The organism is Gilliamella sp. B3023 (assembly GCF_026536845.1).
Taxonomy (GTDB): domain Bacteria; phylum Pseudomonadota; class Gammaproteobacteria; order Enterobacterales; family Orbaceae; genus Gilliamella; species Gilliamella apicola_E.
This window is the reverse complement of the sequence record NZ_JAFNNH010000026.1, coordinates 1-17,987: the sequence shown is the minus strand read 5'-3', so window position 1 is coordinate 17,987 and position 17,987 is coordinate 1. Positions and strand designations below refer to the sequence as shown.

Annotated in this window: 17 protein-coding genes and 1 tRNA gene; 6 read left to right on the top strand and 12 right to left on the bottom strand. The window is 35.6% G+C overall.

Features of this window, described 5'->3' with window-relative positions; genetic code table 11:
• Window positions 1-190: 190 nt before the first annotated feature.
• The 4 genes from lysS to J3U16_RS11555 form a co-directional block, all read right to left on the bottom strand.
• Window positions 191-1,705, bottom strand: coding sequence for a lysine--tRNA ligase (gene lysS, locus J3U16_RS11570; RefSeq protein WP_065733572.1), 1,515 nt, complete (start codon window positions 1,703-1,705; stop codon window positions 191-193).
• A gap of 25 nt (window positions 1,706-1,730) precedes the next feature.
• Window positions 1,731-2,829, bottom strand: a protein-coding gene (gene prfB, locus J3U16_RS11565) for a peptide chain release factor 2 (RefSeq protein ID WP_141677433.1) whose coding sequence is annotated in 2 segments (ribosomal slippage) — window positions 1,731-2,753 and window positions 2,755-2,829 — 1,098 coding nt in all. Because the reading frame shifts where the segments join, the coding sequence is not laid out codon by codon here.
• Window positions 2,830-2,995: 166 nt separating this feature from the next.
• Window positions 2,996-3,622, bottom strand: coding sequence for a Fe-Mn family superoxide dismutase (locus J3U16_RS11560; protein ID WP_065563798.1), 627 nt, complete (start codon window positions 3,620-3,622; stop codon window positions 2,996-2,998).
• 186 nt (window positions 3,623-3,808) lie between these two features.
• Complete coding sequence (locus J3U16_RS11555; RefSeq protein WP_267343130.1) at window positions 3,809-4,531, bottom strand: type 1 glutamine amidotransferase; 723 nt, start codon at window positions 4,529-4,531, stop codon at window positions 3,809-3,811.
• Window positions 4,532-4,901: 370 nt separating this feature from the next.
• Between J3U16_RS11555 and J3U16_RS11550 the strand changes: the two genes are divergently transcribed.
• The 6 genes from J3U16_RS11550 (at window position 4,902) to J3U16_RS11525 (ending at window position 8,737) form a co-directional block, all read left to right on the top strand.
• Window positions 4,902-5,204, top strand: coding sequence for a hypothetical protein (locus tag J3U16_RS11550; RefSeq protein ID WP_267332122.1), 303 nt, complete (start codon window positions 4,902-4,904; stop codon window positions 5,202-5,204).
• A 431-nt stretch (window positions 5,205-5,635) separates the two neighbouring features.
• Window positions 5,636-6,610: a hypothetical protein gene (locus J3U16_RS11545; RefSeq protein ID WP_267343129.1), complete on the top strand. Its 975-nt coding sequence runs from the start codon at window positions 5,636-5,638 to the stop codon at window positions 6,608-6,610.
• Between the two features lie 295 nt (window positions 6,611-6,905).
• On the top strand, window positions 6,906-7,670 hold the full coding sequence (locus J3U16_RS11540; protein WP_220218566.1) for a hypothetical protein: 765 nt from the start codon (window positions 6,906-6,908) through the stop codon (window positions 7,668-7,670).
• Between the two features lie 2 nt (window positions 7,671-7,672).
• A complete protein-coding gene (locus tag J3U16_RS11535) occupies window positions 7,673-7,873 on the top strand; it encodes a hypothetical protein (protein ID WP_220218567.1) in 201 nt (66 codons plus the stop codon).
• Window positions 7,874-7,935: 62 nt separating this feature from the next.
• Window positions 7,936-8,280 (top strand): hypothetical protein, encoded by a 345-nt coding sequence (locus tag J3U16_RS11530; RefSeq protein ID WP_267330526.1) that lies wholly within the window; start codon window positions 7,936-7,938, stop codon window positions 8,278-8,280.
• A 49-nt stretch (window positions 8,281-8,329) separates the two neighbouring features.
• The gene (locus J3U16_RS11525) at window positions 8,330-8,737 is read left to right on the top strand and encodes a hypothetical protein (protein WP_267330527.1); all 408 of its coding nucleotides are present in this window, start codon (window positions 8,330-8,332) and stop codon (window positions 8,735-8,737) included.
• 373 nt (window positions 8,738-9,110) lie between these two features.
• On the opposite strand, the gene J3U16_RS11520 is transcribed toward J3U16_RS11525, so the two are convergent.
• The 8 genes from J3U16_RS11520 to recC form a co-directional block, all read right to left on the bottom strand.
• A tRNA-Asn gene (locus J3U16_RS11520) sits at window positions 9,111-9,186 on the bottom strand.
• Between the two features lie 49 nt (window positions 9,187-9,235).
• Window positions 9,236-9,838, bottom strand: a complete 603-nt coding sequence (locus tag J3U16_RS11515; protein ID WP_267339253.1) for a YiiX/YebB-like N1pC/P60 family cysteine hydrolase — start codon at window positions 9,836-9,838, stop codon at window positions 9,236-9,238.
• The gene (locus J3U16_RS11510) at window positions 9,814-10,392 is read right to left on the bottom strand and encodes a biotin transporter BioY (RefSeq protein WP_267330528.1); all 579 of its coding nucleotides are present in this window, start codon (window positions 10,390-10,392) and stop codon (window positions 9,814-9,816) included. Before J3U16_RS11510 ends, J3U16_RS11515 begins: the two co-directional genes overlap by 25 nt.
• 120 nt (window positions 10,393-10,512) lie before the next feature.
• A complete protein-coding gene (locus J3U16_RS11505; protein WP_065563784.1) occupies window positions 10,513-11,145 on the bottom strand; it encodes an MBL fold metallo-hydrolase in 633 nt (210 codons plus the stop codon).
• Between the two features lie 19 nt (window positions 11,146-11,164).
• Window positions 11,165-12,547: an MFS transporter gene (locus J3U16_RS11500; protein WP_267330529.1), complete on the bottom strand. Its 1,383-nt coding sequence runs from the start codon at window positions 12,545-12,547 to the stop codon at window positions 11,165-11,167.
• A 112-nt stretch (window positions 12,548-12,659) separates the two neighbouring features.
• Window positions 12,660-13,625, bottom strand: coding sequence for a ketopantoate/pantoate/pantothenate transporter PanS (gene panS, locus J3U16_RS11495; protein ID WP_267330530.1), 966 nt, complete (start codon window positions 13,623-13,625; stop codon window positions 12,660-12,662).
• Window positions 13,626-13,668: 43 nt separating this feature from the next.
• On the bottom strand, window positions 13,669-14,460 hold the full coding sequence (locus J3U16_RS11490) for a TatD family hydrolase (RefSeq protein ID WP_267343128.1): 792 nt from the start codon (window positions 14,458-14,460) through the stop codon (window positions 13,669-13,671).
• Window positions 14,461-14,468: 8 nt separating this feature from the next.
• Window positions 14,469-17,630: an exodeoxyribonuclease V subunit gamma gene (recC, locus tag J3U16_RS11485; RefSeq protein WP_267343127.1), complete on the bottom strand. Its 3,162-nt coding sequence runs from the start codon at window positions 17,628-17,630 to the stop codon at window positions 14,469-14,471.
• Window positions 17,631-17,987: the final 357 nt, after the last annotated feature.

Genomic DNA, 17,987 nt, shown 5'->3' with positions numbered 1-17,987 from the left:
AAGCTGACTCAAGGAGTCAACGTCGTTTAGCTATAAAAAGCGATTTTGCGGCTAAGCGACGTTTGAATTACCCGCCTCGTCGGGTTTATTTTTGAGGTGTTTTATCGCAAAAAAAGTTGAGGAGCGGGGTTTTTGATATAAAAAAACTCACTTATTGGTGAATAAGTGAGTTTGATTAACTTTGTCGAAACTATTTAACTGGGCGCATTGTTGGGAATAAGATGACGTCCCGAATGGTATGGCTATTGGTAAATAGCATTACGGTTCGGTCAATCCCAATTCCTAGCCCTGCTGTTGGCGGTAAGCCATGTTCTAATGCAGTGATGTAATCTTCATCATAAAACATTGCTTCGTCATCACCCGCGTCTTTTTGTGATACTTGGTCGGCAAAACGTTGTGCTTGGTCTTCGGCATCATTAAGTTCTGAGAAGCCGTTACCAATTTCACGTCCACCAATAAAGAATTCAAAGCGGTCTGTTACAAATGGGTTTTCATCGTTTCGACGAGCAAGTGGTGAGACTTCTGCCGGGTATTCGGTGATAAATGTTGGTTGAATGAGGTTAGCTTCAGCCACTTCTTCAAATATTTCAGTTACCACTCGACCAAGTCCCCAGCCTTTTTCCACTTTGATTCCCACTGCTTTTGCAATCGCACAAGCTTTGTCAAAATCATCTAAATCAGCATTATTGGTTTCTGGGCGATAATGGCAGATTGCTTCACGCATGGTCATTTTGATAAATGGTTTGCCGAAATCAAAAGTGTGTTCGCCATATTGCACTACTGCATTCCCCGTCACGGCAATGGCTAAACGACGGAATAACGCTTCAGTTAATACGATCAAATCTTTATAATCGGCATAAGCCATATACATTTCCATCATGGTAAATTCAGGATTATGTCTTGGTGATACCCCTTCGTTTCGGAAATTGCGGTTGATTTCAAATACACGCTCAAATCCACCTACCACTAGACGTTTTAAGTAAAGTTCTGGCGCAATTCGTAAATACATGTCTAGATCAAGCGCATTATGGTGCGTAATAAATGGTTTGGCTGATGCACCACCTGGGATGACTTGCATCATCGGGGTTTCAACTTCCATAAAGTGGTTTTCTAACATAAAGTTACGAATTTCAGTTACCACTTTTGAGCGCGCAATAAAGGTGTCACGTGATTGTTGATTAGTAATTAAATCAAGGTAACGTTGACGATAGCGCATTTCTTGATCTGCTAAGCCATGGAATTTATCGGGTAATGGGCGTAATGCTTTTGTTAGTAGGCGGATTTCTTCACAGTGGATTGATAGTTCGCCTGTTTTGGTTTTGAATAAGTAGCCTTTAGCCCCAACGATGTCACCAAGATCCCATTTTTTGAATTGTTCGTTGTAGTAGTTTTCGGGTAGATCATCACGAGTGACATAGAGTTGGATTTGCCCTGCAACATCTTGTAATGATACAAATGAGGCTTTACCCATAATACGGCGCATCATCATTCGACCCGCAACGGTTACAATAATTTTGTTTTCAATTAACTCTTCGTTAGTTTTTTCATCATACAATTTATGAAGATCGCTTGAAATTGCGTCACGACGGAAATCATTCGGGAAAGCAATGCCTTGTTCGCGAATTGCAGCTAGCTTTTCACGACGTATTGTAAGCTCGTTATTTAACTCTTCAATATGGTTTTGTTGCTCTTGCTGTGTTGACATAATTTTACCTTTTATTTATCACCAGTTATAAACCGGCTTTTAAGCTTTCTTCAATAAATTGATCTAAATCGCCGTCTAATACGGCTTGAGTATTGCGTGTTTCAACGCCTGTGCGTAAGTCTTTGATTCGTGAATCATCAAGTACATACGAACGAATTTGGCTGCCCCAACCAATGTCGGATTTGTTTTCTTCCATTTGTTGTTTTTCGGCATTCTTTTTGTGCATTTCAAGCTCATACAGTTTTGCTTTTAACTGTTTCATGGCCTGATCTTTATTGCTATGTTGCGAGCGGTTATTTTGACATTGTGTCACAATTCCGGTTGGTACGTGGGTAATACGTACAGCAGATTCGGTTTTATTGACATGCTGACCACCCGCACCCGATGCCCGATAAACGTCAATGCGTAGATCGGCTGGATTGATGTCGATATCAATATTGTCATCAACCTCTGGATAGACAAATACCGATGCAAATGAGGTATGACGGCGGTTTCCTGAGTCAAATGGGCTTTTTCGTACTAAGCGGTGCACACCGGTTTCAGTGCGTAACCAGCCATAAGCATAATCGCCGGTTACTTTGATTGTGGCTGATTTTATGCCAGCTACATCGCCGTCTGATACTTCCATCACTTCGGTTGTAAAACCTTTCGATTCAGCCCAGCGTAAATACATTCGCAATAACATTTCAGCCCAATCTTGGGCTTCAGTACCCCCTGAGCCTGATTGGATATCTAAGTAACAGTCAGCACTGTCATAATCACCCGAAAACATTCGGCGAAATTCAAGACCGGCTAGCTTTTTTTCGAGTTGTTCAACTTCTTGATTGGCTTCGTCAAAAGTGTCTTGATCTTCTGCTTCAATAGCAAGTTCAAGTAGACCTTCGACGTCGTCTAGACCTTGTTCTAAGGTATTGATGGTATTGATGATCTCTTCTAGCGCAACGCGTTCTTTGCCTAATGCTTGTGCCTTTTCTGGATCGGCCCAAACTTCGGATTGTTCTAGTTCGGCATTGACTTCCTCTAGACGCTCTTTTTTGAGGTCATAGTCAAAGATACCCCCGAATGACATTCGTTCGTTCGGTTAATTCGGTTATTTTTGATTTGATAGGATTAATTTCAAACATGTTTTGCTATTTTTGCTGTTTTTAACTAATCGTACATTGTAACGGATTTAAGTATAACTTAGCAATGACTTTGCTTTAGCCATTTGAGTAAATGCGATCGTTCAACGCTATGCTAAAAAATAAAAATGACGCATAAAGCGTCATTTTTTAGGTTTATTTGAGATGATTATTTTTTGGCTGCTGCATATAATTGAGCGACTTTGTCCCAATTGATGACATTCCAAAATGCACCAATGTAATCCGCACGGCGGTTTTGGTATTTTAAGTAGTAAGCATGTTCCCAAACATCAAGCGCTAGAATTGGTGTGCCTGAAACGCCGGCAAATTTTTCGCCCATAATTGGGGTATCTTGATTCGCGGTTGACACGACTTCAAGTTTGTCATTTTTCAATACTAACCACGCCCAACCTGAACCAAAACGGGTTGCAGCCGCTGCTGAGAATTTTTCTTTAAACGCATCAACCGAACCAAAATCTTTTTCTATTGCCGCTTTAAGTTCGCCCTTAAGCTCGGTTCCAATTTTTAGCAGTTCCCAAAATAGGGTGTGATTAACGTGACCACCGACATTGTTTTTAATTCCAGTCAATTTGTCTGCTGGTACTTTGTCTAAATTTTTTAATAATGTTTCTGGACAAAAATCGTTTAATTCAGCAGGTAGGGTTTCTAATAATGCGTTGGCATTGTTTACGTAAGTTTGATGATGTTTATCATGGTGTAGATGCATTGTTTCAGTATCAATATAAGGTTCTAAAGCATCATAAGCATAAGGTAGAGGGGGTAGTGTGTAAGCCATGGAATCGCTCCTTTCATCTAATCGGAATTATTAACTACATTATTTTATGAGTATACGAACTATCAATATATCTCACAAACTATTACTTAGATAGCTGGTGGCTATCCTAATTTTTGTTTAATTTTCGTTACTTATGATTTTTTGATGATATAGCTTTGGATTGTTTCTATATCATCATCAAATTTATTATTTTTGGGGCTGTGATAAAAGGCTTAACTTGTCTAGAAATCCAAAAAGCTTTTGATTCATTTCAGAATAGTCATGTAAACGAAGTTGCTGGGGAGTATCAATAAAACGGTATTTCTCGGCTTGTTTTAGGTCGTTTTCAGAGTGAGCAATAAGTTGTTCAACCACGTCATGGGTTAGCTCCATATGACATTGGAAACCATACACGAATGGACCATAGGCAATGATTTGCCGTGGACAGCCTTCACTATAGGCAATGATTTGGGCATCTTGAGTTAAACCTGGCATATCATTGTGCCAGTGGCCGACAGCCAAACTATCACCGAAATGCGCAAAAAGCGGATTTTTTTTGCCTGCTTCAGTCAACGTAATTGGGAATTTGCCAATCTCTTTTTCCGGACTATGCTCGAAATGTGCACCTAAGGCTTCACCAATTAATTGCGAGCCAAGACAGACACCGATGACTATTTTTTGTGATTTGATTGCCGTAGATATGATGGCTTGCTCGGCTAATGAGTCAAAATGTGGACACTCTTTTTTGGTCGTTGCTGGTGATTGAGGACCACCCATGATAATCAACATATCAATCTTATCTATCTTATCGGGAAGCGGCTCACCAAGATAAACACGAGAATAACTAATGGTGTGTTGATGCATTTTTGCCCATTGCTCATATGCGCCAGGTGCTTCGAAATCTTCGTGGATGATAAAGTGCACATGCATTGATAAATCTCCTTTAATCTTATCGATTCTATTTTATATCGAATATGGACAATTAAACGCGAAGTTTATTATGAATCTTTTATTATGAAATGTGAAGATTTGGCGTTTTGTGTGTGGGATATTTGGCATAAAAATCTGCTTTAATCGGATTTAGAATTCGTAAAATTGGTTTTTGTGAGAGATTTTATGGTTTTACTACAAAAGTTAATCAAGTAGAAAAAAGACATATTGTAAAAAATAATTGGGTAGATATTGAATATCATTATATTATTGGAAGAAAAGAATAGGGAAAAATTAATATCTATGAAGCACATCCCCGAATTAAAGTCGAAATTCAATCAGTTCAATAAGATTATAAATGGATGACAATATGAAATTATTAAAGATCTTAATAATACTATTACTATTAATTAAAGGTTTTACCCAAATTCTTATTTGCAACGATGATCCTACTGTCTTTTTGGCGCTAAAATTGAATCCTCTTTCTGAAAATTATAATTATATTAATTATTTAAGTCACAATAGTTATTATGTTTTGTTTTCTGATGAAAATGAAATGATAGGACAAAATATCATTGATATGATTTATAAGATTCCTTTAATTCTTTATATTTCAGTTTTACTTATACTGTTTTTTTTAAAACGTAAAAATACAAAAGAGAAAACCCTATGAAGCAATTTTTACCACATATTACTTTTTTGATATTTTTTTGCTTTTTATAAAGCGGTTAATTAACCACAATTATTAAGTAACGAAATAAAGAAACAGTTACTCGAAAGAAGATTAGATAATTATGATATATCGTAACTTATAAACAAAGACATCAAAGAAATTTATTCTGATGATGATTTTAAGTTTAAACTGGATGCTTATTTATCCCATTTCAAAAATAATCACTGGGTATTTGATAAAGCGGAAATAAATTCACTATTATCTGAAATCAGGTATATACTCTCCATAAATTCTGAAAACCGCACTCATATACTGCATCCGTTATTCTATACAAGCGTTTTTTAAAGTACGGGGGAGTAAAAAATGTACAAGGAATATTGGCAATGAGATTGATAATAGTATGTATAACCCTCTTATTTATGAGTAATCAAATGGCGAATAGCCAACCGATTAATAAAAATAAAAAAGACGATCTTATTACCCACATTATTCAGGCTCCCCTTGCCAGTCCTCCAATTGGTGATAAACATGTTTTATATCCCTTTGCAACACATTGGCAACATGCAGAAACAGAAAGTGAACGTTCGGGGAATGAAAAGGCTTTTGATGAATTAGCCGGAAATTTAGATAAGCAGTCCCAATCAGAACAATCCTATAAGATTACTTTAACCCAAGAAAATTTAAAGCAGATTGTTCAGGATTCCTATGATATCCCATTTAATATCAACGATATTTTAAACCAGAAGATTACAGTTCATGTGGAAAAAATAGCCGGCTTTCCTCAGTTTGATCTGTTTCTACTCACCACCGAGAACCTTGAGTTAGAATGCAACCATTGCGAGTATGGAAGACACCTTATTTTTCAATCCATTATCTCTATCAGCTCTGATCAAATTGTGGATAAATTAGCAGCCACTTACGAATATGGAAATGATCTGGGTAGAAGCTATCGATTTTTCTATTATGATAATGGGAAAATAATTATTAGGGATTTTGGTAGTGATGAGACAGACAGTGCTGCTAATGAAAAAAGAACATACCAACTGACACCCCAAGGCAAATTCATCCGCTATTATGATACTAATGGTTCTTTTCAAAATACAGATCTTAATGATACAGAGGAAGGTTTAGTTCAAAACCATACTCGCGAGGGGGTATGGATAGAGATAACAGGCAGTAAATATGCGCCTTTAGGTATCGGTTATATTTATCTCGAATCGGAATACAAAAATGGCCTGCCTGTTGGTATTTGGAAATGTCATCAATTAGAACAACAATATAATGAACTGTATGAACCCATCTTATCCACTCGCAAAAAAGGCAAACTTTTGTACACAGAAACCTATAAAGACGGTGAGCTTGTCGAACGTAAATTTGTGGATAAAGAAATTGATGAATTGAATTAAAGATTGTGTAGTAAACAAACGATTATTATGCTTATCACCCTCATAAATATGAATGGTGGTAAGTAAACAATATTACCTCACGGCTATTGGCAGGAGGTAACAGAAGAGTAAGCTAAGTCATTATCTTGTTTAGTTAAATTTCTTTTACAACACTATAATTTAACAATAGATGATGTAAAATGTCACGAAGATTTATGTGCAAAAGATCCAAATGAAGGAAAAGATGTATATAAAAAAATGATGAATTATTGGCATTAATTATATAAAAAAAATTTAACAGTTTAAGCGTAAAATAATGAATAAATTTTTAATACTGATAACAAGCTTATTAATAATTTTCTCTTGTAAAGCGCAAGATGAGATTACCAATATTTCTAAGTCATGTCATGATTTAAAATTTCGAAATCTAATTTATTATCAAATGTGTTTAGATTGGAATTTAAGTGCAGACAATATTCTCGAAATTACTCAAAATAAGCACGAAGAGTACTTACCTGATGATGTTAATTTTGAACATTTCTATGGTTTTACCCCTGATGGTATCTATATTAAAGCTGAATTAACGAAAAATAATAAACTTTATGATATCCTGTTAGGTTCGCAGTCATGGTTTTTACTTACCGATAAGCACACTGAACAATCACAACTATATTCTTATCGAGATCCTAAAAATTCTCGATACTTTCTAGGGGACTTTGTCACCGAAGCATTAGTCGAACAACATCCTGAGTTAGAAGAACGCTACAAACAACATTATCAAACAGCAATTAACACTATTTCGCAATATCAACCAACTACCTTAAAAGATTTTAATGGTCATTATTTTTCCACTAATTTAACTGTTACTATTAGTGATACTAAGATTAAACTCAATACGCTTGATTATGATTTACCATTATTCCTAAAAGACGATGACAATATTTGCGCCTATCAAGGATTAGCAAAAGAACAAACACAAGGCGATTTTATCTTTACCCTGTTTATTAAGGATAAAAAATATTATTTTCAATCACCAGACTTTATGGATAATAAAATGATTGAAGTTTATAAAAGAGATTAAAAATGAAGAAACATATCCTTCTTTTTCTGTTTTTTATGCTAATTATCATCGGTAGTTCAAATGGCAGTACGAAAAATACCGCCATTCAACATACTTTGCCTTTTACATCTGATGGGTTAAAGAAATTTTATTCTTATGATGAAAATACGGGTACTTATAAAATAAATGCTCAATTTTTGGAAAAAAAGAATTTACCCAATTAGAAAAAAATATTAAGCCTAAAAATTTTCATGATTATTATTCAATATCAAGATATTATTACCCTGTGTTAGACGTTTCAATTGGTTTACAAAGAGTTACAGGGATTATATATGAAGGATGGGTTGAGTCAGAATATCCCTGTTTATTTTTTCAAATAAACAGTTATGATCATGCAGGAAATAGGATTGATGCTTTATTAATAGACAATAGATTCACATTTGAAGTCACCTACTGGAATGATTTTGCCATTGATAAAGATGGAAATATATTCATTCAAGAATTTTCTAAAAATGAGGTTTTAATTGATGATAGAGGAAATATTATCAAACACACCACAGTACCTAAAATAGAATCACATTTATTAAAATTTAAAATAAATAAAAATGGCAATTTTGAATCGATCCATTAAATAGTAAATACAATCATTTGGATGAAAAAAACCTAAAAAAATTTTAATTATGAGCAATTTTAAAAAGAATTTAAATTTACTATTTGCAATAGTATTCATTTCATGTTCATGCAATACAAGTTTTGCAGACGAAAATGAACATGATTTTAATAAAACTTTATCAACTGATAGTGCTTCATGTCAAAAACCTATAATAGAGTATTTTCCAAATGGAAAATTAAAATTATCAGGATGTCAAGGAAGTTATAATGGTACAGGAATCCAAGTTGGGTTATGGAAAAAATATAATGAAAAAGGGGAATTGATAGAAACTACATATTACCACCCCGACGAGTTCGGTAAAGACTACAAAATCATTACGCAATATGAAAGAAATAAAATAATATCTAAAAAAATATACAACTTTGATGATTTGTACGAAGTCGAGTTAAAGGAACTTTCAACTATACCTAAATAATAATTCAATCCTTGGATATTAGTCCAATCAATAGATTAATCTTAATATAAAAGCATGATAAAAAATAACAATGTAGATTGGAAATAATGAATAAATTTTTAATACTTTTAATTAGGTTTCGTAACTTCTCCAAAAGAACTAATGAAAGTTATTTATTCCATTTTTATACACCCGAAGGCTCTGACGCTTTAGAGGCGATAGATTAGTGATGAAAAAAAAGAGCATTTTTGCTGACCCGCATTTAAACCCGAAAAAATATTGAATTGATAAAAAAATTGATAGATGTATATGGATAAGAGGAATACTAAAAAAAATATAATATATTGATTTATAATCAAATAGAGATGTATAGATATGAGATGAAGTGAAAAGTTGGCTCCTCCAACAGGACTTGAACCTGTGACATACGGATTAACAGTCCGCCGTTCTACCGACTGAACTATGGAGGAACCGAAATGTAGCGCGCATATTATAGATTTAATCGCCCCATGTCAACTGTTAAATTTTTTTAACTGTATTTTTAACGCATTTATGATGATTCACGATTGTTTTGAATAAGGCTTTTTGTCTAAGTAATTGCTGAGGGTGTGAGCCAAGTTCGCCTTGCGGGATGGGTTGTTTTTGGTAGTATTTGATCCAATAAGGAATAATTTGGCCAGTCGCAGAATCTTTGAAATTCATTGGATAGCGCTGAAAATAGTCTTCACCTGATGGGTATTTAAAGGCATAAGTAATTAATTCGCTACAGTAAAATCCTTCATCTTCAGCACGGAAACTATGGTTATAGGGCAATCCTAAACACGTTTTAACTCGGGTTATTGCATTTTTGATGACTGAATCATCATAAATGGTTGCGACCAGATTATATTTAGCCCTCGCTAAAAAGTCATTAAGGGGTTGTTGAATCACGCCATGCTGTTGAGTGGCTTCTATGACGATATTATTACCAATATATAACCCAACATGGTTTATCTGTTTGATTATTTCATCCGTGTCGGCACCAGAATGCGTCACTGCGGTATTGAATTCGCTTTCTTCATTCTGGGCTTGGAAAATAATATCGCCAATTTGCATGGTTATTTGCGTGCGTGGTGGCGCCATAATGAGAACATTACGCAAGTTGCAATAATAAATTTAGCTGCATCAACACCAACGAAAGGTAAGTAGCCGACTTTTAATGCTTCGATAAGTGAAATATGCAAATATCCCATTAGATAAACGACACCAAATACAAATAAGAGTTGATGTGCACAAGCAAAGGCAATTAATCCTAAAATAAAGTGACGATCGTACCCTTTTTCGGCAGCAAAACCGGCTAAATAAGCACTAAATATATAACCATACAAATAACCTGATGACGGTGAAGCTAATGCCATAATTCCACCGCTACCGTTAGCGAATAGTGGTAATCCCATTGCACCTAAAAAGAGATATTGAAGTATGGTTAATGCACCTAGTTTACGACCTAAAAAAGCGCCAATTAACAATACGGCTAACGATTGAAGTGTGAATGGTACTGGGTAGGTGGGAATACTGATATTAGCTGCTAACCCTAGCAGTAGGGCCGCCCCTGTAGTTGCACACAGTTTGCGTTGCCAAGATGATAAGTTAAATAGTGTATTGATATAAGTTGGATAATATGTTGTGAGTTTCATTATTTTCTACCATTAAAAGATAAACAGTAGTGCAATAATAATACAAAAATTTATAATGTAAACTCTTTTGTTTCAAAAAAGTTTACATTATTCTTTAATCTATTTAAACAAATAGTGACGTTATACTAAGTAAGGGTTAGTCATTCGTTCATTACCAAAGCTCGACATCGGGCCATGACCAGGTACAAAGATAAAATCGTCGCCTAATGGAAAGAGTTTATGGGTAATTGATGAGATCAGATCTGCATGATTTCCGCGAGGAAAGTCGGTTCGTCCAATACTGCTTTTGAACAGCACATCACCCACAAAAGCAATTTTATCTTGTTTGTTAATAAATACGATATGGCCCGGAGTATGACCTGGGCAGAATAAAACATCTAAAGTGACATTTCCTACTTTTATTTGTTCACCTTCGGTTAACCAGCGATCGGGTAAAAAGCTATCAATGTGAGGAAAACCAAATTGTATGCATTGTTGTGGTAAGCCTGACAGTAAAAATTCATCTTCTTGGCTAGGGCCAATAATTTTAACGTTATAGTGTTTAGCTAATTCCACCGCTGCACCAACATGATCTAAATGACCGTGGGTAAGCAGTATTTGTTTAATATCTACATTAAGCTTTTCAACTGCTTTTTTTAGTAGTTCTGGCTCACCACCTGGGTCGATAAATGCGGCTTGATTTGTTTCATCACACCAAATAATGCTACAGTTTTCTTGAAAAGCTGTAACGGGAATGATTTGATACTGAAACATATTGTTATCTCCTTGTTGTTTAGTGCCGAGCCGTTAAATTTTGACCATCTTCTTTTGTTAATTGTGCAAAGATTATGCTTGATAGCATAGTTACCACACCCAGTATAACAAAGGATAGCTGAAATGCGTGAATAGTCGTTGTTGAGTTGCTAAATAATCTAACCAATACCGCACCAAAGCCAGTACCAAAACTGATGGCTAATTGTTGATTAACTGCCATTAAGCTATTGCCACTGCTAGTGTTTTCGCCTTGTAGGTTAGCTAAAGTTATACTATTCATTGAGGTAAATTGCATTGAGTTAACGCCACCAATACAAAATAGTAAAACACCTAATATGACTAGTGGTGTGGTTAGATTTAATAATGACAGTAAAAGAATCAATATTCCCGCTAAAATAGTATTTGCAACCAACACAAAACGATAGCCTAATCGAGCCAATAATTTGGTAATAAAAAATCGCGTAAAAATTGAAGCGATCGCCATTGGTACTAACATCATTCCGGCAAACATGGCTGAATAGCCAAATCCAACCTGTAAAAATAACGGAATAAGAAAAGGTACACCTGAAATACCTAAGCGACAAACTAAATTCCCGATAATGCCAATTTTGAATGTACGGATATTGAATAATGAGAGTGGAAACAGCGGTGCTTGTCTCTTTTGGGCGTAGCTACGATAAATAAAGAGAAATACGATGCTAATAATAGCAAGCGATAGCGGTAAATAATATTGTTGGCCTTCATTTAAACATTCAATACTCAGCGTCGCGCTGATGAAGGTAATAACAATAAAAATAAATCCAAATGCGTCAAAAGGCATGTGTTCACCTTTTAGGTTCGGCATATATTTTAAGCTGACAAGTACGCCTAAAATACCAATGGGCAAATTAATCAAAAAGACCCAATGCCAACTTACCATATCAACCAAATAACCACCTAAAACAGGTCCGAGTACCGGTCCAATTAATCCGGGAATGGTGGCAGTATTTAATGCGGATAAAAACTCATTACGTTTAAATGCCTTAATTAAAACCAAACGGGAAACGGGCACCATCATTGAGCCACCAATGCCTTGAATTACTCTTGATATATCTAAGAATATTAACGAATTAGATAGCGCACAAAGCAATGATCCTAATGTAAAGAGTGCGACCGCCATGACAAACACGTTTTTGGTACCAAATTTGTCAGATAAAAACCCACTTACCGGAATAAATAGTGCCAAGGTTAATGCGTAACAAATTACCGCTGATTGCATATTTAATGGCGATTCATTGAGATCTTTAGCCATGGTTGGCAGCGCAGTATTTAAAATCGAGGTATCAAGCGATTGCATAAAAAAAGCAAAGGCTGCAATCCAAGGTAATATTCGATAGACAAAAGGAGGTAATTCGCGATTCATTTTATTCAGCCTAATATTATTAAATTGCACGAACGATATGCTTAGCGCTAAGATTATGCTCTCTTACCTTTATGATTGGGTAAGAGAGCCCATGAATGCTATTTTATGATAATTAATTATTAGCTTTTTTCTTATCTTTAACCGGTTTGCCTTGCCAATAACCCGCCAAGAGTGAGCCAGAAATATTGTGCCAAACAGAAAATACCGCAGCTGGCAGTGCTGATAAAGCTGAAAAATAGGTGGTACCCAGTGTTGCAGCTAATGCTGAGTTTTGCATTCCCACTTCTAAAGACATGGTTCGGCAGGTCGATTCATCAAATCCAAATAAACGTCCTCCCCAATAACCACCTAACAAACCAATTCCATTATGGATGATTACGGCAAAAATGACCGTTATACCGACTTGACCAATGAGCGCATGACTACCCGCTACCACTATGCAAATAATTAATAAAATACATAACATTGAGAGTAATGGTAGGAAGCGCTCACATTTTTTTACTACTGAATATAAAAAGTGGTGAACAAATAATCCCAATAATATTGGAACAAGTACTATTTGGACAATATGCACTAACATATCCCATACTGGTACTTCAACAGTGGTGCCGACTAATAGTAGTGTAAGTAGCGGGGTGACCACGACACCAACAAGTGTTGATACTGATGAGATGGTGACCGATAAAGCCACATCACCCTTAGCCAGATAAATCATTACATTCGAGGCGGTTCCACTCGCAACACTACCAACTAAAACCATGCCAACTAATAACTCAGGTCGCATGGTAAATAATTTAGATAAGATCAATGCGGTTAGTGGCATAACAATATAATGCAGTAGGGTGCAAATTATTACCGCTTTAGGTTTGGTAACGACGCGTTTAAAATCATCAATACTTAACGTTACGCCCATGGTAAACATGACAAACATTAATAGTTGTGATGTATGAGGGCGAATTGGAAGGAATGCGTTAGGTAAAAAATAGGCGATTATTGCGCAAAGCACTGCCCATAGAGGAAATAATCGAGTAAGTGAAATAAGGGATTGCACAAATAACTGACTATAGCGTCGAGACATAAGCACCACCTTGTGGCTGAATAATTTTTTAATAATTATATGGTTAAGTTTGATTTAGTATTTCCATTTTATTGATTCTATTAAATAGCGTCAAGGTATTTGTTAGAATTGTGTCGCGTATTTCTATCGGATTTTCAGGACGTAATTGACAAAGAATCTTAAAAATATCGACAATATTTTCTGGTCGATTGATTTGTCCTTGCCGGCCACTTAACGGCATGTCAGGTGCATCGGTTTCTAACACTAAACTTTCGAGCGGTAATTTGGCGATGGTTTGACGAGTTTTATTGGCTCGCGCATAGCTTATTACGCCACCCACACCAATGTAATAGCCTAATTTAACAAATTGCATGGCTTGTTGATAACTTCCAGAAAAACCGTGGATCACGCCACGACAGGGTAAATTGGCTTGATGTAATTCATGATAGATAACATCGTGTGTTTTGCGGGAATGGACTAAAATCGGTAAATCAAACCGCTTGGCTATACTCAATTGCGCTCGGAAAAAATTAAGTTGCTGTTGCCACGCAATCGAGTTGTCATAACGATCCAAACCGATTTCGCCAATAGCGACTATTTTTTTTGAGTGAGTACTAACTTTATCTACTAATATTTCAAGGTCAGTAGGGGAGTGTTGATATATAGGATGTAGGCCAAGTGCAGCATAAAGTTCATGATACTGTCCGCTGAGTTGCAAAATTTGGCTAAAATGATCAGCACATACGGCCGGAATAATTAAACCAGTAATCTGAGCTTGGCGAATGTGGTTGATTGAATTATCTAAATCGGTAACAAAAGCAGGAAAATTGAAATGGCAATGTGTATCAATAAACATAATGCCTCCTATTCTTCGACTTGATGTAATAATACCGGTAATAAAAATCGCTGAGCAAGATGGGTTATTTGCTCAATTAATTCATTGTTCAACTCAGGGTATAATCTTGCGTAATAACTATCACATTCAGCGGAGTGAAATTGTCCACCTTGCCATGCATTTAATAATTTACTGATGGCTTTTTCACTCGGCTCAATTTCTGCTGTTTTTGGATTATATGCGGTAATTAACCAACTCCAAGCACTTTGTAATGGTAACAACATCGGTTGATTAATACCTTGTATATAACCGTCAACTAAATCAGTTAGTATTGTTAATGCTTGGTTAGCGTCAATGTGTGAAAAACGCCATTGGTTGTCTTCTCGCCCATATAATCGACTTTGGCTTTTATCTGTATTTAAAATACAATAAATTAAATGGTCAATCCATAATGATATACCATCACGGATAGAGAGATTAGTCGGTCGCCAAGTTAAAATGCCATCTTGTTGAACATGAGTTAACCATCCTTGTAATTGATAATGTTGTTTATCTATCGAAATGGTTAAATTCACCTCTGACGTTGAAAGATCGGTTCGCTCTTTAATGATTTTGTTGGCTAATGGCTGTAATAATTCACATTGTTCATCATAAATAATCTCACCAAAAGCCCCATCTGGTAATTCACCCGTCAATGTTAGGCGTTGATACAAATTATCAGTTGAGTCCTTAGTGATCATCTCATTTAGAATCTGTAAATTGAGTTGATAGCGTTTCAAGCTATCTAGGCTAAAGTTTTCGGCATCGGGTAATGTGTCATCTAAATAATTGATATAAAAATTAAAGCGTTTTTGTAAAAAGAATCGAATAGAGTGTTGATAAAATCGCTTTAGTTCATCCAAATTGATGTTATCAACAACCATATTGGTGATATCACTGATAAATGATTGGCTTTCCCCTGCTTTTAACGCTGCTGGTAACCACTCATCGGCATAACTTCTTGGCTCATTTAAGAAATTTAGCGGATTAAATGGGGTGCGGGTATGCAATGTTTTTAATTTATCTATTAGATGATTTTTTTTAGTGGAATTTTCATCCGTTGCATAATACTGCACAATATAATCCCAAAGTTCATCAACCAATACCGATGGATAACGTTCGCTATCATCTTTCATATCACGGCCAATATAACTGATATAGAGTTGATTTTGTGCCGATAAAATAGCTTCCAAAAATAGATAACGATCATCAATGCGTCGACTACGATCGCCGCGTCTTGGATTTTGAGCAATTAAATCAAAATCTAAAGGTAATGATGTTCTTGGATAGTCACCATCGTTCATACCTAATAAGCAAACCAATTTAAACGGAATAGAACGCATTGGCATCATGGTACAAAAGTTTATTTTACCAACTAAGAATCGATGCGCTAAGTGGTTTTGTTCCAATCGGGTTTGCATAGCATCATGTAAGACGGTTATCGAAATATTGTCGGTAAAATTGGCATTTAAACCACTGCTGATCAGTTTTTCCCACTCTTCTTGGATCATGAGTAAAATTGATTCGCGCGATGTATTGCTAACAAAAAAGTCAGTGATAAGCTCAATACAGCAACTTTGCCATTCAGATAACGGTTTGTCCTCACTTAAAATATTTAGCCATTTACGTACAGATTTTATAAATTCTGCTAATTGGCCAATTAATTCGGCATCTAATCCTGTAGCCCCATCATAAGGTAATATCTGTTGCCAGCCACCTTGTTCACTATTCATGGTGTAACCAAGTAGTAAGCGCTCAATACCAAATAGCCAACTGTGAGCATTTTCGAGACCAAAACGAATGCCAGACTCAATAATCCAAGTATGTAATAAAGTTAGTTGTGGCTCACTTATGGCAAATTTTTCAGCAATTGCTGGGATTTCTAGCAGGTTAAATAACTCTTCGGCAGTAAAGCGGCTTTCAGTAAAGTTTAAGATAGCAAAAAATCCTTGCACAATGGGATCGATGTTACGCGCTTTTTGATCGGAAATGGTAAATGGTAAATGACGTTGTCCTTCAGCATTACCAAATACGGATCGAATATAAGGTACATATTTATCAATATCTGAAACCATGACAATACAATCACGTAATTCCAATGTTGGATCAGCATCAAATGCCGATAATAGATAATCATAAAGTACTTCGACTTCCCGCTGTTCGCTATGACAAGCATGAAATGTTATCGATCTATCTTGGTTATCGATTTCATCTACTGGTGCTTCACGGTAGAGCTCTAAAATATCTTGCTGAATAGCATGTAATAGACAATTACGTTCATTGTCGACAAAGAGATCAATATCCTGCTTATTTTGAAACTCTTGCAATAAAAATAGGTTATCTCGTCCCAATTTTCCCCACGATGTCAGTAGTGGGTTTTGTGTATCCGATATTTCAACAATATCTCCCCAATACCATTTACAAGGGTTGTTAAACATGAGGTGAACATCTATATGTTGTCCAAGTGCGGATAATAGTGATAGATAAATTGGGGGCAAAGAGGTGATGCCAAAAATATAAATCCGCTTAGGTAAATTGTTTAATCGGGCGCGATCAAAGTCACTATCTAACATAATCTCTAACATTTGTTGATAAATGTTAGCACGATGATAGGGTTGGCTAATCGAGATCAGTTGACGCCATAATTCCGCTTGCCACTTCTCATCCGGATGGTTGTTCAATTCAGCCACTGTTTGATTGGCTTCCCATTTGGCTAGCCAGTCTGGGCGATAAACTAAATACTGGTCAAATAATTTTGCTATGCGAGTTGCTAATTGGTACTGTTTTCGTTCTTCTTTATCAATATCAAGATAATATTTGATTGTTTCAAATTCTGGCCGCTCAATAATTTTTGGCAATAGGTAATATAAACGCCAAGTCATTGATTCGACATTATAACTATTTTCAATTGGTGCCTCAGGCAGAAGGGCTTGGTATAACTGCCAAATAAATTGACTCGGAAAGGGAAAATCAACATTAGCCACAATACCAAGATCGTTAGCCAATTCAATTTGTAACCACTGCGCCATCCCTTGGCTTTGCACAATGACCATATCAGGTGTAAATACTTGCTCTAATGGGTCTCTGCGCATTAATTCGCTGACTAATGATTTGAGTAAATCGACTTGATTAGAATGATAAATAGTAAACATGGTTACATTAGTTTTAATATAATTAAATTGATTATCGCCGATTGTTATTAATAAATCCAGTTACGTATAGGTGGTGTTTTTTATATCGTAATAATTCTTATAACATCCAACTCGCTTTTGTAAAAAAAGTTGAGGAGTGGGGTTTTTGGCATTTAAAACCTCGCCTAAAAATCAATAATTGAAAAAAATCCCAATGAAATAAAATTTTTCTAGAATTAAAAATTATAATTTTTAAGGATTTGTAAAGTTGATATTTATCAATTAAAACCTAATTTCACAAAAATTTTTAGATCCTTTTCTGAAGATCTTTACAAAGATTAACGATCTAAAATGAAAAAATTATTGCGTCATATTTTT